This is a genomic window from Phormidesmis priestleyi ULC007, from assembly GCF_003003695.1.
Classification (GTDB): domain Bacteria; phylum Cyanobacteriota; class Cyanobacteriia; order Leptolyngbyales; family Leptolyngbyaceae; genus Phormidesmis_A; species Phormidesmis_A priestleyi_A.
Genome location: NZ_PVWG01000006.1, coordinates 17,990 through 37,044 on the forward strand (window position 1 = coordinate 17,990; position 19,055 = coordinate 37,044).

Genomic DNA, 19,055 nt, shown 5'->3' on the forward strand with positions numbered 1-19,055 from the left:
AGTGGCGATGTTGAAACAACTCAAGCCTCGATATTCTGTTGCCTGGATTAATAAGATTTCTGAGATCCCTCAAGCCGACTGGGATGCGTTAGCGATGCCGCTCAAAACCCCATTTTTCGAGTGGGAATGGCTGCACAACATGGAGACATCAGGCAGCACGACCGCTAAGTCGGGATGGTTGCCCAATCACCTCACGGTTTGGCGCGATCGATCTTTAATCGCGATCGCGCCACTCTATCTTAAAGGTCACAGCTACGGCGAATTTGTTTTTGATCACCAATGGGCAGATCTAGCAAGCCGTCTGGGAGTCGAATATTATCCAAAACTGTTGGGGATGTCTCCGTTTACGCCTGCTGAAGGCTATCGCTTTTTGATTGCCCCCGGAGAAGACGAAGACGAGTTGACCGAATTGATGGTTAGCGCGATCGATCAGTTTTGCATTCACAACCAAATTTCTGGCTGCAACTTTTTATATGTTGACCCAGAGTGGCGATCGCGGATGGAGCAACACGGCTTTAGCACCTGGCAGCATCACAGTTACATCTGGCAAAACCAGGGCTACAACACTTTTGATGATTATCTAGGCGCATTTAATGCCAATCAGCGACGCAACATTAAGCGAGAACGCAAAGCCGTTGGGCAAGCCGGATTGTATCTAAAAGCTTTCACGGGAGACGAGATTCCTAAGTCTCTGTTTCCGACGATGTACAGCTTCTATAGTGATACCTGCGACAAGTTTGGCTGGTGGGGCAGTAAATATTTGACGAAGCGATTTTTTGAGCAATTGCATCCCCGATTTTCTCAACGAGTGGTATTTTTTGCCGCCTATAGCGAATTGGATGATCAGCATCCGATCGGCATGTCGTTTTGCTTGACGAAGGGCGATCGCTTATATGGGCGCTATTGGGGAGCTTTGCAGGAAATTGACTGTCTGCACTTTGATGCTTGCTACTATTCCCCGATCGAGTGGGCGATTCAAAACGGCATTCAACTCTTTGATCCCGGTGCAGGTGGGCGGCACAAAAAACGCCGGGGTTTTCCAGCTACTGCAAACTATTCTCTTCATCGGTTTTATAACAGCCGCCTGTCACAAATTTTGCGATCGCATATCGAACAGGTGAATGATTTAGAGCAGCAAGAAATTGACGCAATCAATCAAGATTTGCCGTTCAAACAAGAACCCGTTAGCTTCAAAATTGATTAGAAACAGAGCGTTTCAAAGAACAGTCCTGTGCCTCCTCATCAGTTAGAGGAGGCTATAATAATGATCGCTTTTAAGGTTTGATTATGAACCCGACTGTTGCCGATACCACTGCTCTAGACGACCAGCTTTCTAACCGCTTTATTGAACTCGATCCCAAGGGATATTTTATTATTTATGTCGATCGAGAAAACCAACTGATCTGTGCAAAACACTTTACAAATGTCATTAACGACAAAGGGTTAGCGTGTGACCCTGAAACGGGTGCGCCCCTGCCTTGTAACGGTACACTACAACGCCAATCCAGCACAGTTTTTAAGGGCAGAACGGCTAAAGAACTTTGCATCGAGCTGTTTGAAAAATCCGAAAATTGCGTCGTCACTCGCCTAGATCACGCTGCCTATTTAGGTAGAGAATTTATCCGCGCAGAAGTCGCGATGTTGACTTGCCAAGATTACATCCAAGACTAATTTGTATTGACAACGGATTTATAGAAACCCGTTGTCAATACTAAATGTTCTTTGTGGGCACCGCTTACTTCACATACCAGAAGTAAGTTGCCATTGGGATTACCGTCGCTGCAATCAACAGCCCAATCACCCAAACGGTGGCGTTGCTTTCTTGCGTCTCTTCTGGAGTCGCAAACGTGCCCTCAACTTGAACGTTATCCTTCACGACAGGCGGGCCGGGATCTTCTTGACCTGACAGAACTGCTACCAAGCGATCGCTGGCATCCAAAAAGCCCTGATTATAGCGTTCACCGATCTTCAACGGCACTTGCAGCGTTTCTTGAGCCACGCTTTGAGCGATCGCATCCGGCATGATCGCCCTTGCTTTCTCACCCGCGTAAATCGCGCTATTGTTGGTCAGCTTGTCTAACACCATTAGGGTTTGGTTAGCTTGAGCGTCGGGTGTTGGGAACCACTGCTTAAATAGCTTTTCGGTAAACGACTCGATCGTTTCGTCATAATCTAAGCCCCGAATCGTGACAAAACGGACTTCTTGACCCGTTTTTGCCTTCAGATCAGTAAATGATTCGGTGATTTTGCCTTCACTAAACCGACTCAAAATATTGGCTAAGTCTAAAACTTGTGAATCTGTGGGAATGCCAGGAACCTCATAGAGACTCGTAGCTAGGGCAGGAGCAACCACCAATTGCGTGGTCAAAATCAAAGCAACGATGGTCAAAACCCAACGGTTGCCAAGAGCGGAGAGGAGCTTTCTCATGAGCGATCGACCTTCAGACGACATCTTTTTAAAACACGACAGCAACAAATAATTTGAGGAGTTCAAACTCTTCTCATTAATTACATTACAATTTTTGACAGAGTTTGAATCGCAAGGAGCTAATTCATATGCCTCTCTCTGTTGGCGATAGTGCCCCTAATTTCACCGCTAAAGATACAAATGGCAACACGGTTTTCTTGGCAAGCTATGTGGGTAAGCCTGTTGTCATCTATTTTTATCCTAAAGATGACACACCGGGCTGCACGAAGGAAGCGTGCAGTTTTCGAGACAACTACGCGCAATATTTGAACAAGGGAGTCACCGTTTTTGGAGTCAGCATGGATGATGAAGCGTCTCACCAAAAGTTTACTGAGAAGTTTAATCTACCGTTTCCTCTCCTAGTTGATACTGATGGTGCGCTCACTAAAGCGTTTGATGTAGACGGTGGCGGTTATTCTAAGCGAGTCACCTATGTGATTGACGGCTCTGGCAAAATTAGCCAGGTTTACACGACGGTTAAGACTGACACTCACGCCACCGATATCTTGGCTGAGATGACCAGCTAGTCAAAAGGGATCGGGTTTCAGGGGTCAAAAATTAGTTTTGCCTGAAACCCGAAACCGCATCGTCTGTATAGCAATTTCCAGATAAGTTAAATACATTCGCGTCGCGTGATAGGAGGCTTGGGCAGTGGTTTAAAGCTCTGTCGTCCATCCTGCTCACTCGCCCTGAACTGAAGTTTGGGCTAGTCGTAGAAAGTCCGTTGAAACGGACTGAAGAGGCTAAACTGCTGTCTGAGTCCACTTCAGTGGACTTTCCCTTGTTAGCCCGAACTTCAGTTCAGGGTGGAACGGAATCGCAGCGAACGAGTTTCAAAACACACCCTGAGCCTCTTGTCCATCCCTTGCTAGACTAAGAAACGCTATATATCTTGAGAATGTAGCAGATTGTCCTCTCTAAGATTCACGAAATCGGGTAATTTGTGTAGGCAACTTTAGTCGCTAGTTCGTTTTTCCTCCGCGCTTTCAAGAGGCACGGTTTTCAAACGTATCAAGGTTTCTTATGACCGACCTCGATTATGTTCTATTGACGATTTATCTTTTGTGCATCACTTATGTCTTCTACGAGATTATCAACTCTTTTAACGATGAGTTCAAAATTCGGCTAGAGGAAGGAGACTTAAATCAACAGCTTCAAGATCTTAGCCTGCAAGACATTATCAATGTTAGCTTCAAATTTGACACTCACTATGAGTTTCATACACTCAAAGAGTTAGCGATCAGCATCAACAACAAATCTGAAAACTGTCCTATTTACATCGATTGGGACTATTGCTCAATGACTGACCTTGACGGACGATCGCGGCGCGTCACACGACTTCCCCCTGGCAGCACTCTTGATCTCTTTCAAAATCAGGTCTTCAGCGTGATCGCTCCTGGCAAGACCCTCAAAGAGAAGATTGCCTCTGAAGATATGCTCGTTCGCAAAGGAGATAATGGGTTTCTAGACACCGAAAAGACGATCGTTGACCTGACAAAGCCCGACCCTAAAAAATCATCTGAAGCTCAACAAAAACGCTATAAAAATTTCATGGACGGCAAAGAAGAGCTAAAGTTTGCGCTCTATTTAGCCATGCGACTTGCGGGCCCAAACACCTCTCCGACAGGCGATCGCACTCGCGTTATCTGCAACCTGACTATTACTAAACTAGACTGGACTGCTGGACTGCCCTGGAACCCTCGAAAAAAAACCTCCTAATCAACCCTCAGCCATCTGCGTCTAAACTAGGGGAGGAGAAGAGTCAGCGCAGGCAGTTGCGGGCTGTGGGCACTGCCTATCAGCCTGAGGAAAGTCCGGACTCCCGAAAGACCAAACCTGCTGGATAACGCCCAGTGCGAGCGATCGTGAGGATAGTGCCACAGAAAAATACCGCCAAGAGCAGTTTGAGTGACTCATTCAAAACGTTTTTGGTAAGGGTGCAAAGGTGCGGTAAGAGCGCACCAGCAGCATCGAGAGGTGCTGGCTCGGTAAACCCCGGTTGGGAGCAAGGTCAAAGAACAACGGTTGGTCTTTTTCCCGTTCTGCGTGATAGCGGTGGATAACTGCCGTTATAGAGAGCCGCTTGAGGCATTTGGTAACAGATGTCCCAGATAGATAACTGCCCTTTGAGTGCGCTCAAAGAACAGAACCCGGCTTATGTCTGGCTCTTCTCTATTAATTAATTGCGCGATCGACTTTATAGCAATCCTGAATGATTTGTAGGATCAGCATCCTGCCCCTACAGGCTAGAAGCCTGTCCCAATCTTACAACCTAATGCAGAGGATTTGATTTCTCGACATTCTTTAAGATTGGTTTGAGAAATGTGTAGATTCAGCAAAGTCCTTTGAGCGAAGCAACGTCATGCTTTTGACCTGCACTAGGATGGGGTGACTTGAGAACCTGCCTGATTCAAAGACGCTCACTTTACCGCCAGACGGTAAGATCAATTCGTGGATAGCCAAACTTCTACTCTTATCACCTCGTCTAACCGTTCAGGGTCCGCCCTTCCTGCTGAACACCTCCTTGCTATTGGCGAACAAAAAAAGAGCGGGCTAATCCTCTGTAAAGAATTTCATGCAGAGTTTGCTGGCCCGGGTGCTGTGGTTGGCAGCTTAGTTGAGCCACACTATCGGGCGGTGATTGCGATCGGGTCACCGCAGCTAATTCCGATTAAATCCATCGACGAGCGGCGCAGAGCCTACGGGAGACGGATTCAATGGGGGCGATGGTTGCAGAAAATCATTGAAACCCCCGAACCGACCTTACGGGCAGAGCGGCTCTTGGCGGGTTTTGAAGAATTTTTTGGTCGCCAAGTCGTGGTCAGTTTACCGAGCGAAGTTCTGGCAATGTTGGTGGGGGTGTTTCCGGGTACGATCGATGCCGTGAGAGCACAGCATTGGCACCTAGGAAAATCGGGCAACACCGCTTTTCTTCCCAGTTCTGACCAACTCAAGGTGACGACGATTACACTCAACCGGGCACTTCAAGAAGCTACCGAGGTTCCGCTTCCGACAACCGCTACGATCGGCGAGATTCAACGCACTTATGCTGTGTTGCGCTCTGCTTAGAAGCAAGATCTTGAGAAAACAGGGTAGGGTGTAGGGTGGAGAAGACCGCTTTCACTTGGGCGATTCTTGAGGATGAATTTACAGTATCCCCGTCGTCAGCAGCAGCTACGACAATTAGTTCAGAGATTGGGCTTGCCCGAAACGGCTCCGATTAAGTGGGAGTTGCTAGATTTGGCGCTCACGCACTCTACCATTTCAGCAGAAGAAAACTACGAGCAACTCGAATTTGTGGGAGATGCTGTCGTCAAACTAGGCGCGGCTGAGTTTTTGCTGGAAGTTTACCCTCACTTAAAAGTGGGTGAATTTACGGCTTTGAGATCAGTGCTGGTCAGCGATCGGATTCTAGCAACCATTGCCAACGATTATGGGTTCGATCGCTATCTTCTAGTGTCTGCAAGCGCGATGTCAGACGTGGCAGGGCAAGAGTCTCGCATGGCAGACTCTTTAGAGGCAGTTTTGGCAGCGCTCTATCTCAGCACCCGTACCTTAGAGCTAATTCGACCCTGGCTCGATCGCCATTTTCAGCCACTTGCGACCGAAATTTTGGCTGATCCGGCTCGACAAAACTATAAAGCCGCCTTGCAAACCTGGACTCAGGCTCATCAAAAAACCTTGCCTGACTATCGGACTCAAGAAAATGGGCAAACTCACAATGACCCCGATCGCTTCACGGCTGAAGTGTGGATTCAAGGGCAATGTTTGGCAAAAGGAACGGGGCGATCGCGCAAAGCCGCAGAACAAGCCGCAGCCCAGATTGCATTTTTAGCGTTGAGTGGTCAGTAGAGGCATCTTAATTCTCCTCTGCTGCCTAATTTGAGGAGTTTGTGAATGTCTGATCAAGTTGGGATAGCGATCGTGGGAGTTGGACGCTGGGGAAGTCACCTACTGCGGAATTTTTTAGAAAATCCTCTCGCTCGTGTGGTGGCGGTAGTTGACCCCAACCCAGATAATTTGACCAGAGCAGCAGCGCAGTTTGGCTTAGACGATCGAGTGGTTTTAACCCACGATTTTCAAACCGCTTTGCAAATCGAAGGGGTTGAAGCGGTCGCGATCGCTACCCCCGCCGAAACTCATTTCTCTTTGATCACAGCAGCTTTAAAGCAGAAACTTCACGTCTTGGCAGAAAAGCCCTTGACGTTGAGTGTGGCAGAGTCGGTTCAGCTTTGTCGGCTTGCAGACCAGCAGCATCACCAACTTGTGATCGATCACACCTACTTATTCCATCCTGCTGTGCTGCGCGGAAAAGCGGTGATTCAAGCCCAAGAATTAGGCGATTTGCGCTATGGCTATGCTGCCCGAACACACCTCAGCCCCGTCCGATCGGATGTCGATGCGCTATGGGATCTAGCGATTCACGACATTGCAATTTTTAACGAGTGGCTCGGAGCAATGCCCTGTCAGGTGCAAGCCAAAGGGACAGCATGGCTTCAGACAAACCTATCTGATGTGGTTTGGGTCACACTCACCTATCCAAGCGGGTTTGAGGCAACGATTCATCTATGCTGGCTAAACCCTGATAAGCAGCGAAGGCTGAGTGTGGTGGGCAGTCAAGGAACGCTGACGTTTGACGAACTTTCGCCAGAGTCGCTCTCGATTCAGCGGGGGCAGCTAAACCAGCAAGACCAGCAGTTCATTCCGATGAATCAACGCTATGAGAGTTTGACCTTGCCGCCAGGGGAGCCACTTCAGCAAGTCTGTGATCACTTTCTCACCTGTGTTCGGCAAAATCAGCCCTCAAATATTTCTTCGGGTTGGCTCGGAGCAGCGCTCGTTCAAATTCTCGTTGCGCTGTCTCAGTCGTTGCAACAGGGTGGGCAAATCGTGTCTCTTCAGCCACTGAGCCGTTAACTTTGAGGAACGCTGAGGGGGAGGGTCTCGCTCAGTTGAGGGGTTGAGGGGTCGATCGATTCTGCTGGGTCGATCGTCACTTTAGCCGCATTCACAGGCATGGGTTCTAGCAGTGGCAGCCAGATCCGAAAGGTGCTGCCGCTATTTTGAACCGAATCAAACGAAAGCGTTCCGCCGTGCAGTTCAGCGAGGCGCTTGGTAAGGGCCAACCCTAACCCGGTGCCTTCGTGCTTGCGAGTCAGCGATGAGTCAATTTGCTGAAAAGGACGAAACAATAGATGCCATCGGTCTTCAGGAATGCCGATTCCTGAATCTTGAACTTCTAAACACAAATAAGGCGTATGGGGATTAATAGGACTGTGATCAGGGCGAGTATCTTGCTCTAACTGGTGCCCATGAGCCAGCCAAGCTTTCAGCGTCACTTGTCCACCTTCGGGCGTAAACTTGACCGCATTAGAGAGCAGATTAATCACCATTTGCCTGACTCGGCGCTCGTCAATCAGTGCCCGATCGACGCGATCGTCTAATTCTAAAACGAGCTTCAATCGCTTCATTTCTGAACCTGGCTCGACCATTTTGAGACACTGGCGGCAGAGATCTTGAATGGGCACAGGCTGCAAACTAAGTTCGACTTTGCCCGCCTCGATTTTGGCAATGTCTAGCAGATCGTTGATGATCTTCAGCAAATGAAGGGCGGCATCATCGGCTTGTTGCAAAAATTCTAATTCTTCGGCTCGATCGTCGCAGCACCCATCTCTCACCAGTCGAACACTGCCAATAATGGCATTTAAAGGAGTCCGCAACTCATGAGAAGTGGTCGCCAAAAACTCGCTTTTTAGCTGGTTAGCGATTTGGGCTTCTTGCCAAGCTGTTTCGAGTTCTTCTGCCCGTTCTTCGAGCCGCTCGACCATGTTATCAAGGGCTTCTGCCAGGTGATTGAGTTCTCGAACTTTGAAATCTTTGGGCGCACGATCAGACGAATAGCGTTCTCGAATTCGCAGCGCATAGTCGCTGAGTTGCTCGATCGGACGTGCCAAATCTCTCGCGATATAAAGCGTTGCTAGCAAAATTGCCGTCAACAGTCCGACCGTGAGAATTAAAAGAACTTGTTGAATTTCATTGAGACTAGAAAGTGCAGTTGCGAGCGGCGTTGTTGCCAAAATCACCCAGGTTCGAGAAATGCCATTGCTGGAAATCTGCACAGAACTGTATCCCGCCAGCCAATCTACTCCATTTTCTTCAAACGGAAAAAGATATGACTCTTGTTTGCCTGCGATCGCATTTCTGACCAAAGTTTGCCAACGATCGGAGTTGCGGTCTTGATCGATCGTTTGCCCGACTCGATCAGGGTTAGGGTGTGCCAAGATCGTGCCATCTTCGTCGATGATCACCGTATAGCCAAACGTCATCTTCGAGGAGTCACGATCGGTTTGGTGCAGCGCAGACTGAAGACTTAAGACATATCGAAGCTGGCTAACTGGGTTTTCAGAAGTCTGTGGCACATAAACCGGGGCACTCAACACGAGGCGAAGTTGATCATCAGCTTGGGTCGCTGACTTTGACCGTTGAGCGAGGGAAACTTGCACCGATGCAGGCTTGATCAGCACTCCACGCTGCTGCTTCGACCAAGAATTCTTTGAAGTTTGTGCGATCGCTGCTTGCCCACAAGTGCTGGCAACAATTTGGCGAGTTTGAACGTTTGTGAGTTGCACACACTGCACCTCGATCGCCGAAGACTGCTGCAACTGCTCTAAAAATCCCTTAATTTTGGCAGACTGTTTAGACTGAAGCGCCGAGGCAGTAGTAGCGGTGGCTAAATTAGTTTGTAGGGCAGTGAGGGCATCTCGAACACTTTCGCCTTTTCTGACAGCGCTGACGGTCAAGTTATTGCGGGCAGTTTCAAGCAGCCCCGATCGGGCTTTGCGATAAGCGACAACTTCTCCGGTCAGCAAAACGGGGATGCTGAGGAGCAAAAGACGCGCCAGCAAAATGCGACGAAAAGAGGACTGACCGAGTTTAGCCATAAAAGTACATATCGAGGGCGCAAAGCCTTGCACCCCTATGGTTAGTTGTGCTTTATGGGATCAAAAACCGCTATGTTTAGCTTAAAAATGAACGTAGTGTTTGAACTTAGGAAATCTAATGTAGAAGGTCAATACATAATTGGACATTCTAACGATTTGACCGATGAAGGTCATCCCATTTCTGAAAGAGATTTGAATCTAACAGCCTATGCCCGATCGTGAAAATCAGTTTCCTCACACAACGCTTATCTTAGCGATGAGTGCAGACGGCAAAATCGCGGATGTAACTCGCGCTCCGGCTCGGTTTGGCAGCGCGATCGACAAGCTCCATCTCGAAACGCAAGTTGCTCAGTCAGATGCCGTGTTGTTTGGGGCAGGAACCTTACGGGCGTATGGCACTACGCTCAAGGTTGTCCATCCTGATTTGCTAAGGCAACGCCAGCAGCAAGGGAAGCCAGTTCAGCCTGTGCAAATTGTCTGTTCGGGTTCGGCAATGCTCGATCGTCAAGCGCAGTTTTTCTCGCAGTCGGTTCCTCGGTGGCTGTTGACGGCGACGATCGGGGCAGAGAGATGGCGCGATCGAGCAGAATTTGAACAAATTTTAGTGGCCGAGTCGAAAGAAGATTCTTCAAAAATCGACTGGCAGGAAGCTTTTCAACAACTCTTTGCCCTGGGGTTAGAGCGGGTGGCGATTTTGGGCGGTGGTGAACTGGTCGCTTCGCTGTTTGCCGCTAACCTGATCGATGAACTCTGGCTGACGGTCTGCCCGTTAATTTTGGGGGGTGTAAACGCTCCGACCCCGGTTGAGGGCGTTGGCTTTTTAGGGGGAGTTGCGCCTCGCTTAGAGTTGCTAGACGTTCGATCTGCGGGTAAGGAGGTGTTTTTGCACTACCGAGTCAAATGAGAGGGGTTGAGATGTGGAGCGATCGTACCTAAAACTTAACGTTGGCTTTTGAGTCTGACGCGCTAACGGCAAATTTGAGCCGCAGACATCCTCTGACATTTGCCAGCTACCTCGGCAACTTACACTCAAAGTAAATCTTCCTCAGATAGCTGGGCTATTTTCATCAAGGCTCTCAAGGTGCCGATTTTTAGGTCTTGATTACGGTGAATAGGAATTGACAGAATTTGCTCTACTTCAGGGTTTTCATAAATGTGATGGCTGCCAGTAATTCTTCGCAAAACCCAACTTTTTTGCTCCACAATCTTGCACAGCCGCTTGCCAGAAATAGATTTCATACAGCAATTTCGACAATTTGAGCGGTTGGCTCGATCTCATGACGACTGTTGGCAACATCGAGCCAGCCTTCAATCGCATCTTGCAAATTAGCCATCACCTCCTCGATCGTGTCTCCTTCAGTCACACAACCGGGAAGTGCGGGAACCTCTGCCCAATAACCCCCTTCTTCTGCTGGATGAACGATCGCTCTGATTTTCATACACCTGTTGAGCTAGTTGTTGAGACTATGCTAGCAGCGATGCCTGTTTGTCGTTCAACTATGGCTGTTCAGGTTAGCATTGATCCGCTCCTCTACTTAGGTCTTGCATCTCACAGATCCTCTCTCCACTACGGGAATGGGAACAGGGCGATCGTACCTAAAACTTAACGTTGGCTTTCAGGTATAATAAGCTAACGTTCCCAATCACCCGCCACAGATAACCTCTCGGCGGTCAGGTGCATTGGGATTTTTACACCGCATTCATTTGTTACAACCACTTATCTCTTCAAGTTACTTATCAATTCATCCACTAGTAAAAGCCCTGTAATAATTTGCTGTACTCTACTCAGCTCAGTAGCAGGATCTGGTGGTTGAATTGTTTTGTAAGATATTGCTGAGGAATGTGCAACAACCCCTCGTTGCTCCCCAAATGCATTCATGGTGGCTAACAAAGCGGAATCTAAATCATCGCTGTCTATCCCTACTGGTAAAAGCAATGCTAAGAGGTTAGCCTCTTTTACTCCATGATTTTGATCAATAACCCGTTTAAAGCAATTAATAGCTGAATCCATTTTCTTATTTAACTTTATTCTTTCTGGAGGAATTGCTTTACTTGGTTTTGCAGGAGTGAGTGTGTCTGGCGGCATGTCCATCATCTGCCCAGAAAACGCAACAAGGCTGATCAAAGTTCGACAGGGCTTACTTGTACGATCCCAGCTTGTTTTTGCATTGATGACAACTTCCCAAACTCTGTCTTCAAGATAAGTTTCGATTTCAGCATGAGCTAAAACTCTATATGCAAGAGTAAGAGCTAGCTGCCTATCAGAATAGGAGCCTATAGGATTTATTTTGGGAAGAAATTGTTTTTTTAGTCTATTTAATTCTTTAGTTAAAGTGCGAAACCTAACAGATTTTGACATACCTGAACCGAAATTTACCGTAAGCCGTTGAAAATAATACGATTATCCACTAGCTCAGGTAAATTAAACTCTAAATCCAAAACACCTAACAAAGCATATCCCCACAATGAAAGCCGAATATGAGTTTCACGAATATTCTTTGTAGTTCCTTCAACAGCTTCTCTAAATCCATTCTCAGATGATGAACACAACTCCTTAAAGGCATTCTCCACTGCCGTCTTGTTCTTTTCAGCAGCTTCCCTTATAAGACCGTCTGAAAAGTAAAAAACCATCACATCTAAAATAGCTCGGTTGAATTGCCTTCGATAGACTTTAGAGGTGCCCAACCACATACGCGAGAAATTTTTTTCACCGAATATATCTATAGTTGTCTCTACTGCTTTTTCAAATTGGCTAACTGCATAATGAACATCATCAGTTCGTTTCTTCCAACTCTTATTTAGGACTTCGCAAGTCATATCAAGGAATGCTTTAAGATTGCCTCGATATTCAGATAAAAAATAGTGAAATGCTACATAGCGTAGTAGTAGCTCAACATCACGCATCCGAAAGTCAGGGTTTTTAGATTTAAGGATTTTCCTCAAAGCCTGACTTTTAACTGATTGATCATCTAGAAAATTGACAAACTCGCCTGGGTGCAGTGCCTGTCTTAGTTCTTGTGGAGACAAAGGAGTACTTTCTACATTAAGACGCAAAAAAATCTTATAGAGAAAATTATCCGTATGCCAATTCCGAATCAATGTAGTACGAATGGTTTGATTATCGAGGGGATCAAGTATCTCTGCGGAGAGGAGATTGTTTTCTAAATCCTCATGAGTGCAACCATTTAGCTCAGGTCTAAACTCTAAATCCTTCAGAGAAAATTTATTATTTGGAGTCTCACTTTTTCCATAAAACTGAAGAATGGTAAGTAGGCGCTGCTTACCATCAAGGACAATGAATTTTCCACGCTCCTTTTCATTAGAAGCTAAAACTATTTGTGGAATTGGAAATCCAAGAATGATTGATTCTATAAACCTACTTTTACGTGTTATGTTCCAAGCATCTCGTCTTTGAAATCTAGGATTAAGTTGAATGTTGCCACGGACTAATTGATCAAGTACAGTAGCTGTTGTCCAATCAGTTCCTGCAACAACGATTCCTGCAATCTCGTCTAGCTCTGATAAACGTTTTGCCCTACTAGACTCAAGACCATTTGCCTGGTCCTCGTCTTCCTCAAAAAAGGTTGTCTCTTCTTTCTCTTCCAAAAGTTCTAGATTAGGCATAATCGTCATCCACTGCAAGAACCAACACTAGAAATAATATAGCCGCATTAGTTAATTGTAGTTGTTCACCCAGCTAATAGGGGAACTACCTCTCTACCGAACGTTAGAATATGACAAGCCTGTATTACGGCAGGTTATCTTAGAAAAAGCATCTTTACAAAGGTTTAGGCGGCATAACTGCTTTTTAGAGAGAAAATTTCCGCATATCACGCCAAAATGGGTGGATAGGTAGGTGCTTTCGGCATATTACTCCAGATCAGGGAGATAGGTAGAATCTTTCTGAATAATACGCTCATGGTGATGGGTAAGCGGAATCTTTCCTCCTGGGTTCAGATTTAGTTCAGATGTTAGCTTACAGGTTTCCTGCATCGAAGGCGATCGCCCCCACATTGCCCGTGCTTTAACTGCTGCACTCAATTCTTGAAGCGATCGCTCCCACATCCCCCACCCTTAAATCGGGGGTAACTCCTCCAAAATGGTGAAGCGGATGTGATTGATGGCGAGATCACCGATCGACAAATCAAACAAGTCGCCGACCGGAACGCCGCCACTTCTCAGCGACTCGAAGGTGACACCTTTGCCGATTTCTGCATGAAACCAGGGCAGCCCCATAAAAAAGCGGGTGGGATAGGGGCCTCGCTCTACGACATCATCCGGGTTTGACTCCATCGGTAGCCAGCCAAAACTGGGGACGTAGAACTCGATCCAGACGTGATTGTAATCGGGTTCTAAAGGAATTCGTTGCCGTTCGGGATAAGGCGGACACTTATAACGTCCGACTGTGCGGCAGGCGATTCCATTGAGACGAGCCAGTGCCAGCAACAAACCGACATATTCACCACACGAGCCGATGCCTCGCTCTAAAACGACATCGGGTGAGTCAATGTGAGGTTTGATGCCATAAGACAGCCGATCGTAGACAAAGTTACGAATCTTGAGAATTTTCCGCAAGATGTTGGTTTCAGTGCCGATCGCTTCTCGTGCCGCCGCTTGAATGGTCGGGGTATCCATCGCTAACTCATCGTCATCAATCAGATAACGCGCCTTGAACTCTGGCGACAGTTCAGGAATGTGATTGAAATCATCAGGGGTGAGTTGATATTTGATGGCTCGCACTTCGAGCAGAGCTTTCCAGCCAAAGATGTGCCGTTCGTGGGGTTTGAGCGAGTCAAACTTGAAGACCGCTACCTTTTGCCCTTCCTGGATTTCTTCGGTGAAAGGCATCCCGATCGCTTCAACTTGCCTAACTTTTTGGCGATCGGTTTCAGTCGGCAAAGCAATTCGCCACTCTAAATTCTCTAAATGCACTTCGTCGAGCGGCAGCAACTCTTCGACGTAAGACATTTCAATCAAATAGCCGTTTGAGAGGGCATAACGTTCTTTCGGGTCATTGTGGAAGTAGAGCGGGTGAACGAAGGTGCGATCGCGAAAGGTCAGTTCATGACTGGGGTCAGCATTAGGATTGTCGCGAATATACGCCTCTTCACTGGCGTAGGAGACATAGAGGGCTTGCTCTCCGGTGGCTTCGGGTAGAAATGCCAATCCGGTCGGACACTCAAAGGGTGTAAGAATGCTGAACTGGAGTGTTCCGGTTGCCCGATCGAGGCAATAAACAGTTTGCTCGGTGCGATCGCACACCCAAAGCTCTTCGTCTCGCACTGTCAGATTGGCAATTCCCACACCTGGTAAGGGAAACTGAGTAATTCTGCGCTGAGTGCTGCGCTCATAGATGAAGATATAGCCTGCCTTCTGGCAAGTCACATAAATGGTAGACTCCCAAACGCCCACGGCATCAGCCGTATAAGGCAATGTCGTGAAAAGCTGCGGAGTGAGGTCATCAAGACCACAAAAATAAACATTGTTGCCCTGGGTAAACCAGATCGTTTCGCCCCAAATCGCCAAACCTGTCGCATCGACAAAGGGTTCGGTGCTGTGAGCGTTGAGCACGATCGTGTTGTCACTTGCCGGATCAAGCCGAACTAGATAACCTCGAAGCGAGTCGAGGGCGAGCAGTTGACCCTGCCATGCCGCCAAACCGTTGAGCGCGTAGACTGCGATCGGACGGATGGTGCGCGGCTGTGTCTGGGGCGAAGAAAATGCAGTCAGCGAGGAGGGCTGCTCAGAAGAGATGCCGAGATTGAGCATCGGTGTTATTCAAAATAAGCGTTCAGCATTCTTAATCATAAACAAAACTGTCTAATGATAAATGTATCAAGACACGCTCTATGCAAAAAATAGGAGGTAATAGAAGAAGTTTTGAGTTAACGCTATCCCCAACACACTTATGACCCAGCGCGCTCTATTTTTAGTCAATCGTCATGCTCGTAAGGGGCAGCAGCAGTTAGACGCAGCTACTAACCAATTAAAATCTTTGGGATTTGAGTTGCAGGAAGCCTCGATCGACCACCCTGATCAACTCGCCGATGTGATTCGCGACCATCGAGGAAGTGTGGATTTGGTGATTATCGGCGGCGGCGATGGCACTCTCAACGCAGCGGCAGCAGGCTTAGTAGACACGCATCTCCCCCTCGGCATTTTGCCTTTAGGAACGGCAAATGATTTAGCCCGGACGCTCGGCATTCCGGCGACGCTGCCCGAAGCGTGTCAGATTATTGCAGCAGGAAAGGTGCAGCCGATCGATTTGGGTTGGGTGAATGGCAAATATTTCTTTAACGTCGCCAGTTTAGGGTTGAGTGTGCAAATCACCCGCAATCTGACTAAAGAAGTCAAGCGGCGCTGGGGCGTTTTTGCTTATGCAGCAACTGCGATCCAAGCGCTGTGGAATAGTCGGCGGTTTCATGCCGAGATTCAGATGGAGGGACGATCGGAGAAAGTTCGCGCCATCCAAATTGCGGTGGGCAACGGGCGCTATTATGGCGGCGGTATGGCAGTGGCAGAAGATGCGGCGATCGACGATCAGCGCTTAGATCTCTACAGTCTGGAGATCGAACACTGGTGGCAAATGTTGGCGGTGCTTCCGGCGATGCGGCGTGGAAGTCATGGGGTGTCGCCCTGGGTGCAAACTTGGCAAGGCAAGGAGTTTCACGTTCATACTCGCAGACCGCGATCGATCAATACAGATGGAGAGATTACGACTTCGACCCCGGCGCATTTTCGGGTGATGCCGAATGCTTTGTCGGTCATTGTGCCGTGAGTGAGCGTTGAACGATCGGATCAGGAAGCAATTTGATAGATCGCTGGGCGATATTTAGGAGTCGGAATAGTCTTGCCTTCTGCTTTAGCCGTTTCTAACCAGGCTGCTTTAGCTTTTAAGACTTCGTGAACGGCTTCTTCGATGGTGTCGCCAAATGCTGAACAGTATTTCAAATCGGGAATGTCGGCGATGTAGCCTTCGTCTTCTTCGCGATAAAAGATGTTGATGTGATAGTCTTTCATGGCTCGTCTTCACCTGTATCCCCTTTCAGGGTAAGGGCGTATTCTTCGAGCAGGATTATAAATTGATGAACTTGATAGGGAATGGCTTTTCCTTTCTTGTTTTGAATGTTGATGATTTCGGGGATGTCTGGATGAGTAAAGAGGTGATCGCTACCGCTCACTCGTGACAACGTGAACCCGAATGCTTCAATGACAGAAACGAGTTCACTAAATTGAATATTTTTGGAGCCAGCAAGAATCTTTTCAAATAATTTGCGTTTTCTTGACAGGGCGTTCTCAGACATTCTCTCAAAAATCTGATGACTCCTGTTGTAACCCTCATCAGTCTCGGCATCTTTGAGAAACAACCGAATAAATTCTTCAGCCGCCTCTGGTTTAAGCGTTCGCAACGCCCGATAAGTCTCAAACAACGCTTCCGCTAACGGATCTCTGTCTTCACTGACCCAACGACTCACGACTCCAGCATTAATGCCCATCGTTTTTGCAAGCTGGCTCCGCTTGATCTCGTAATTGATGAGTACTTGTCTAAGGGCGTTCCCTGCTCTTCCCATGCGTCAAGTCTTAATAGAGCCTTGTGTCTAAATTTGATCGCCAAATGACACCTTTCCGGGTATATTAATGTCAGGTGACGCGGATGTTACCTATCAATTGTTAAGAACCAGCCTCGCCCTGGAAAAGCATTTGGGCTGGTTCTTAGCTCCAATTCGCATGGAGACGTAATCATTATGCCCTATAAAGACCGCCTCGAATCTTGGGCTGTCATCCGACTGCTGCCAAAAATGCAGCGAGTCGTCGTTGCTCGTCGTCGCACTGCATCTGATGCCGAGGGTTATTGTCAGATATTGTGCCGCTTAGAACCTACCGATCAATTCATCGTCGTGTTCGATCCTGTTTTCGACGAGCGACTAGTCAGGGTTAGACAGTAGCGATCGTCACTTATGAGATGATGGGGTCTGCAAATTCAGATACTTTGGCTCAAGTTAGAATGAGTAGACCCCTGCATCCAACTTCGCAGCAAGAATCAAAATGTTATGTTCTTTGCCAAAATCTGACTGCATCGTTTCTTTCTATTCACATTCTTCGTTTAGATGAACGAACAGGCAACATTTACATCCTTGCAGGGGAAGAAACAGAAATTCTGATTTTCCGTGATGGTCAATGGAGACACCTAGCATGAAACCAGATTTTACAGCCATGAGCGGAGCCGAACTGAGAGCTTATGTATTGCAGCATCGAAACGACACAGAAGCGATTCATGCGCTAATCGATCGCTTGGTGGCAGATCCAAACGCTACAACTTACGCACCAGAAGATGCCGATCGCTTCTCAGAAATTCATGCCGAATCTCAAAGTCGTCATCGAGAGCAAGCCAGTTAACCCAATCGGTATTTAAGCCAAAATCCCAAAAGTGGCAGTGCAATTCGATAGCTGTGTTCTGCTCCATACACCAGTCCTTTTTGCTCCAAGCTGGCTAACGCTCCCTGCAAGCCGCCGCCTCTCGAAAGATGATGCTTTTGAATATATTCCCGTGCATGAGGGCTGTCAGTCGGATCAAGCGCAAGACTCTCTAAGACTCGCACCTGACTATGGGGCAACAGCAAAATTAGCGACTCAAACGTCACAGAGAGATCTTCGACGAGAGACAAGGCGCTGCGATGAACGTGATGCGGCTCAATCACGGTGAGCGGTAACGACGATCGCTGATCAAGCCAAACGCGACGGGCAAGGGCGATCGCATCTCCAAAATGCCCCTGCACATAGGTGAGAAATAACGCCTGACTCTCTGGCTCAAACTGAAATCCTTTCGCGGTCATCACTGCTTCAAGCCAGGGTTGCAGATCTTGATCTTTGAGCGGTGCCAACGAAACCACCTTCAAATCACTGGGTTGAATCTGCTGTTCAGCAACCGTTGCAATTAAGGCATAGCTGACCCGACTTTGCTGCTGGATTTCGTGACGTAGATGATGCTCCCATTTGCCTGTGCGATCCCACGATCGGATGTGAGGAAAATTTTGAAACATCAGCACGACTCGACAGTCGAGCCACTCCGCCATGATCTGCGGCAGTGTCAGCAAAGCCTGAAATAACGCCCACTCTTTTCCTGATGAGAGATGCCAAACCAGCGTTGCCCGTCCGCTCGAAGATGATTGCAAAATTACAGGCTGATCCTGACTCCAACGTTGGATTAGAGAAAGTTCGTCAGCTTCACTAAACACTGACATTAAGCCTTCTGCGAGGAGTTGGAGAAAGCGATCGCAGCTAGTTGCCCTCAGACAGTCGATCTCCACGACACGCGCCCCACCCTGTTTCGCCGCCCAGCGAATTAACGTTCGCCGTCCAATTCCCGGTACGCCTGCCAAAAGCAAATCTTCGTCAGCAGACAAAATGGCGCTGACCTGATGCAATTCAGCCTGCCTGCCAACTAAAGTTTGTGGAATAAACGGGTTATCGACCATCTCACATCAAATCAGGTATATAAATTTCTTGCTCTCTTTCCTGATCAGCAGGTTAGAGTTAGGCGTTCTTATTCCTTTTTGGTCTTATCAGCTTAGATTAATCAGTCTATACTCTAAATCAGGAAATTCACACTATTTAATAGTGCTAAACATAATTTTTAGGCACTATGA

Annotated in this window: 23 protein-coding genes and 1 other RNA gene; 13 read left to right on the forward strand and 11 right to left on the reverse strand. The window is 47.7% G+C overall.

Annotation, left to right across the window (positions count from 1 at the left end; all coding sequences use genetic code 11):
* The first annotated feature begins 7 nt into the window (after positions 1 to 7).
* Together C7B65_RS07465 and C7B65_RS07470 are read left to right on the forward strand one after the other, a co-directional pair.
* The gene (locus C7B65_RS07465; protein WP_073070198.1) at positions 8 to 1,204 is read left to right on the forward strand and encodes a GNAT family N-acetyltransferase; all 1,197 of its coding nucleotides are present in this window, start codon (positions 8 to 10) and stop codon (positions 1,202 to 1,204) included.
* A gap of 83 nt (positions 1,205 to 1,287) precedes the next feature.
* On the forward strand, positions 1,288 to 1,671 hold the full coding sequence (locus C7B65_RS07470; RefSeq protein ID WP_073070199.1) for a DUF4346 domain-containing protein: 384 nt from the start codon (positions 1,288 to 1,290) through the stop codon (positions 1,669 to 1,671).
* A gap of 64 nt (positions 1,672 to 1,735) precedes the next feature.
* Here C7B65_RS07470 and psb32 read toward each other — a convergent pair whose 3' ends face one another.
* A complete protein-coding gene (gene psb32, locus C7B65_RS07475; protein WP_073070347.1) occupies positions 1,736 to 2,428 on the reverse strand; it encodes a photosystem II repair protein Psb32 in 693 nt (230 codons plus the stop codon).
* Between the two features lie 128 nt (positions 2,429 to 2,556).
* Here psb32 and C7B65_RS07480 point away from each other — a divergent pair, with 128 nt between their 5' ends.
* The 6 genes from C7B65_RS07480 (at position 2,557) to C7B65_RS07505 (ending at position 7,384) form a co-directional block, all read left to right on the forward strand.
* On the forward strand, positions 2,557 to 2,994 hold the full coding sequence (locus C7B65_RS07480) for a peroxiredoxin (RefSeq protein ID WP_073070200.1): 438 nt from the start codon (positions 2,557 to 2,559) through the stop codon (positions 2,992 to 2,994).
* Between the two features lie 496 nt (positions 2,995 to 3,490).
* A complete protein-coding gene (locus C7B65_RS07485) occupies positions 3,491 to 4,186 on the forward strand; it encodes a hypothetical protein (protein WP_073070201.1) in 696 nt (231 codons plus the stop codon).
* A gap of 39 nt (positions 4,187 to 4,225) precedes the next feature.
* An RNA gene (gene rnpB, locus C7B65_RS07490) (RNase P RNA component class A) lies at positions 4,226 to 4,640 on the forward strand.
* Between the two features lie 428 nt (positions 4,641 to 5,068).
* A complete protein-coding gene (locus C7B65_RS07495; RefSeq protein ID WP_143162020.1) occupies positions 5,069 to 5,536 on the forward strand; it encodes a hypothetical protein in 468 nt (155 codons plus the stop codon).
* 72 nt (positions 5,537 to 5,608) lie between these two features.
* Positions 5,609 to 6,319: a ribonuclease III gene (rnc, locus tag C7B65_RS07500; RefSeq protein WP_073070203.1), complete on the forward strand. Its 711-nt coding sequence runs from the start codon at positions 5,609 to 5,611 to the stop codon at positions 6,317 to 6,319.
* 45 nt (positions 6,320 to 6,364) lie between these two features.
* Positions 6,365 to 7,384, forward strand: a complete 1,020-nt coding sequence (locus C7B65_RS07505; RefSeq protein ID WP_073070204.1) for a Gfo/Idh/MocA family protein — start codon at positions 6,365 to 6,367, stop codon at positions 7,382 to 7,384.
* Here the strand turns inward: C7B65_RS07505 and C7B65_RS07510 are convergent.
* A complete protein-coding gene (locus C7B65_RS07510; RefSeq protein WP_073070205.1) occupies positions 7,381 to 9,408 on the reverse strand; it encodes a sensor histidine kinase in 2,028 nt (675 codons plus the stop codon). The two genes, C7B65_RS07505 and C7B65_RS07510, sit on opposite strands and share 4 nt — an antisense overlap.
* Positions 9,409 to 9,616: 208 nt before the next feature.
* Between C7B65_RS07510 and C7B65_RS07515 the strand changes: the two genes are divergently transcribed.
* Positions 9,617 to 10,312 (forward strand): RibD family protein, encoded by a 696-nt coding sequence (locus tag C7B65_RS07515; RefSeq protein ID WP_073070206.1) that lies wholly within the window; start codon positions 9,617 to 9,619, stop codon positions 10,310 to 10,312.
* Between the two features lie 125 nt (positions 10,313 to 10,437).
* Here the strand turns inward: C7B65_RS07515 and C7B65_RS07520 are convergent, their stop codons facing one another.
* From C7B65_RS07520 to C7B65_RS07545, 6 genes are all read right to left on the reverse strand, one after another.
* On the reverse strand, positions 10,438 to 10,647 hold the full coding sequence (locus tag C7B65_RS07520) for a type II toxin-antitoxin system HicA family toxin (RefSeq protein WP_073070207.1): 210 nt from the start codon (positions 10,645 to 10,647) through the stop codon (positions 10,438 to 10,440).
* Positions 10,644 to 10,847: a type II toxin-antitoxin system HicB family antitoxin gene (locus C7B65_RS07525; protein ID WP_073070208.1), complete on the reverse strand. Its 204-nt coding sequence runs from the start codon at positions 10,845 to 10,847 to the stop codon at positions 10,644 to 10,646. Before C7B65_RS07525 ends, C7B65_RS07520 begins: the two co-directional genes overlap by 4 nt.
* Before the next feature lie 278 nt (positions 10,848 to 11,125).
* A complete protein-coding gene (locus tag C7B65_RS07530) occupies positions 11,126 to 11,767 on the reverse strand; it encodes a HEPN domain-containing protein (RefSeq protein WP_073070209.1) in 642 nt (213 codons plus the stop codon).
* A 14-nt stretch (positions 11,768 to 11,781) separates the two neighbouring features.
* A complete protein-coding gene (locus C7B65_RS07535; RefSeq protein WP_073070210.1) occupies positions 11,782 to 13,032 on the reverse strand; it encodes a DUF262 domain-containing protein in 1,251 nt (416 codons plus the stop codon).
* A 246-nt stretch (positions 13,033 to 13,278) separates the two neighbouring features.
* A complete protein-coding gene (locus C7B65_RS07540) occupies positions 13,279 to 13,473 on the reverse strand; it encodes a hypothetical protein (RefSeq protein WP_073070211.1) in 195 nt (64 codons plus the stop codon).
* Positions 13,474 to 13,482: 9 nt separating this feature from the next.
* Positions 13,483 to 15,177, reverse strand: a complete 1,695-nt coding sequence (locus C7B65_RS07545; protein WP_073070212.1) for a transglutaminase-like domain-containing protein — start codon at positions 15,175 to 15,177, stop codon at positions 13,483 to 13,485.
* A 139-nt stretch (positions 15,178 to 15,316) separates the two neighbouring features.
* Between C7B65_RS07545 and C7B65_RS07550 the strand changes: the two genes are divergently transcribed.
* Complete coding sequence (locus C7B65_RS07550) at positions 15,317 to 16,186, forward strand: lipid kinase (RefSeq protein WP_073070213.1); 870 nt, start codon at positions 15,317 to 15,319, stop codon at positions 16,184 to 16,186.
* Positions 16,187 to 16,206: 20 nt separating this feature from the next.
* Here C7B65_RS07550 and C7B65_RS07555 read toward each other — a convergent pair whose 3' ends face one another.
* Positions 16,207 to 16,428: a type II toxin-antitoxin system HicB family antitoxin gene (locus C7B65_RS07555; RefSeq protein WP_073070214.1), complete on the reverse strand. Its 222-nt coding sequence runs from the start codon at positions 16,426 to 16,428 to the stop codon at positions 16,207 to 16,209.
* A complete protein-coding gene (locus C7B65_RS28695; protein ID WP_223257316.1) occupies positions 16,425 to 16,979 on the reverse strand; it encodes a type II toxin-antitoxin system HicA family toxin in 555 nt (184 codons plus the stop codon). Before C7B65_RS28695 ends, C7B65_RS07555 begins: the two co-directional genes overlap by 4 nt.
* Before the next feature lie 174 nt (positions 16,980 to 17,153).
* Between C7B65_RS28695 and C7B65_RS07570 the strand changes: the two genes are divergently transcribed.
* The 3 genes from C7B65_RS07570 to C7B65_RS07580 are packed head-to-tail and all read left to right on the forward strand — an operon-like array spanning position 17,154 to position 17,805.
* Positions 17,154 to 17,354 (forward strand): hypothetical protein, encoded by a 201-nt coding sequence (locus C7B65_RS07570; RefSeq protein ID WP_073070215.1) that lies wholly within the window; start codon positions 17,154 to 17,156, stop codon positions 17,352 to 17,354.
* A 59-nt stretch (positions 17,355 to 17,413) separates the two neighbouring features.
* Positions 17,414 to 17,605 (forward strand): DUF6888 family protein, encoded by a 192-nt coding sequence (locus tag C7B65_RS29555; protein WP_073070349.1) that lies wholly within the window; start codon positions 17,414 to 17,416, stop codon positions 17,603 to 17,605.
* A complete protein-coding gene (locus C7B65_RS07580; protein WP_073070216.1) occupies positions 17,602 to 17,805 on the forward strand; it encodes a DUF6887 family protein in 204 nt (67 codons plus the stop codon). The genes C7B65_RS29555 and C7B65_RS07580 overlap by 4 nt, the downstream gene beginning before the upstream one ends.
* On the opposite strand, the gene C7B65_RS07585 is transcribed toward C7B65_RS07580, so the two are convergent.
* Entirely contained in the window at positions 17,802 to 18,884 is a 1,083-nt protein-coding gene (locus tag C7B65_RS07585; RefSeq protein WP_073070217.1) for a P-loop NTPase family protein, read from the reverse strand. The genes C7B65_RS07580 and C7B65_RS07585 overlap by 4 nt on opposite strands.
* Between the last annotated feature and the right edge of the window lie 171 nt (positions 18,885 to 19,055).

What these genes read in the sequence shown, in the direction of transcription:
- C7B65_RS07465 (WP_073070198.1), top strand. Translation starts at nt 8, where the DNA reads ATGTTGAAACAACTCAAGCCTCGATATTCTGTTGCCTGGATTAATAAG.
- C7B65_RS07470 (WP_073070199.1), top strand. Translation starts at nt 1,288, where the DNA reads ATGAACCCGACTGTTGCCGATACCACTGCTCTAGACGACCAGCTTTCT.
- psb32 (WP_073070347.1), bottom strand. Translation starts at nt 2,428, where the DNA reads ATGAGAAAGCTCCTCTCCGCTCTTGGCAACCGTTGGGTTTTGACCATC.
- C7B65_RS07480 (WP_073070200.1), top strand. Translation starts at nt 2,557, where the DNA reads ATGCCTCTCTCTGTTGGCGATAGTGCCCCTAATTTCACCGCTAAAGAT.
- C7B65_RS07485 (WP_073070201.1), top strand. Translation starts at nt 3,491, where the DNA reads ATGACCGACCTCGATTATGTTCTATTGACGATTTATCTTTTGTGCATC.
- rnc (WP_073070203.1), top strand. Translation starts at nt 5,609, where the DNA reads ATGAATTTACAGTATCCCCGTCGTCAGCAGCAGCTACGACAATTAGTT.
- C7B65_RS07505 (WP_073070204.1), top strand. Translation starts at nt 6,365, where the DNA reads ATGTCTGATCAAGTTGGGATAGCGATCGTGGGAGTTGGACGCTGGGGA.
- C7B65_RS07510 (WP_073070205.1), bottom strand. Translation starts at nt 9,408, where the DNA reads ATGGCTAAACTCGGTCAGTCCTCTTTTCGTCGCATTTTGCTGGCGCGT.
- C7B65_RS07515 (WP_073070206.1), top strand. Translation starts at nt 9,617, where the DNA reads ATGCCCGATCGTGAAAATCAGTTTCCTCACACAACGCTTATCTTAGCG.
- C7B65_RS07520 (WP_073070207.1), bottom strand. Translation starts at nt 10,647, where the DNA reads ATGAAATCTATTTCTGGCAAGCGGCTGTGCAAGATTGTGGAGCAAAAA.
- C7B65_RS07525 (WP_073070208.1), bottom strand. Translation starts at nt 10,847, where the DNA reads ATGAAAATCAGAGCGATCGTTCATCCAGCAGAAGAAGGGGGTTATTGG.
- C7B65_RS07530 (WP_073070209.1), bottom strand. Translation starts at nt 11,767, where the DNA reads ATGTCAAAATCTGTTAGGTTTCGCACTTTAACTAAAGAATTAAATAGA.
- C7B65_RS07535 (WP_073070210.1), bottom strand. Translation starts at nt 13,032, where the DNA reads ATGCCTAATCTAGAACTTTTGGAAGAGAAAGAAGAGACAACCTTTTTT.
- C7B65_RS07540 (WP_073070211.1), bottom strand. Translation starts at nt 13,473, where the DNA reads ATGTGGGAGCGATCGCTTCAAGAATTGAGTGCAGCAGTTAAAGCACGG.
- C7B65_RS07545 (WP_073070212.1), bottom strand. Translation starts at nt 15,177, where the DNA reads ATGCTCAATCTCGGCATCTCTTCTGAGCAGCCCTCCTCGCTGACTGCA.
- C7B65_RS07550 (WP_073070213.1), top strand. Translation starts at nt 15,317, where the DNA reads ATGACCCAGCGCGCTCTATTTTTAGTCAATCGTCATGCTCGTAAGGGG.
- C7B65_RS07555 (WP_073070214.1), bottom strand. Translation starts at nt 16,428, where the DNA reads ATGAAAGACTATCACATCAACATCTTTTATCGCGAAGAAGACGAAGGC.
- C7B65_RS28695 (WP_223257316.1), bottom strand. Translation starts at nt 16,979, where the DNA reads ATGGGAAGAGCAGGGAACGCCCTTAGACAAGTACTCATCAATTACGAG.
- C7B65_RS07570 (WP_073070215.1), top strand. Translation starts at nt 17,154, where the DNA reads ATGCCCTATAAAGACCGCCTCGAATCTTGGGCTGTCATCCGACTGCTG.
- C7B65_RS29555 (WP_073070349.1), top strand. Translation starts at nt 17,414, where the DNA reads ATGAGTAGACCCCTGCATCCAACTTCGCAGCAAGAATCAAAATGTTAT.
- C7B65_RS07580 (WP_073070216.1), top strand. Translation starts at nt 17,602, where the DNA reads ATGAAACCAGATTTTACAGCCATGAGCGGAGCCGAACTGAGAGCTTAT.
- C7B65_RS07585 (WP_073070217.1), bottom strand. Translation starts at nt 18,884, where the DNA reads ATGGTCGATAACCCGTTTATTCCACAAACTTTAGTTGGCAGGCAGGCT.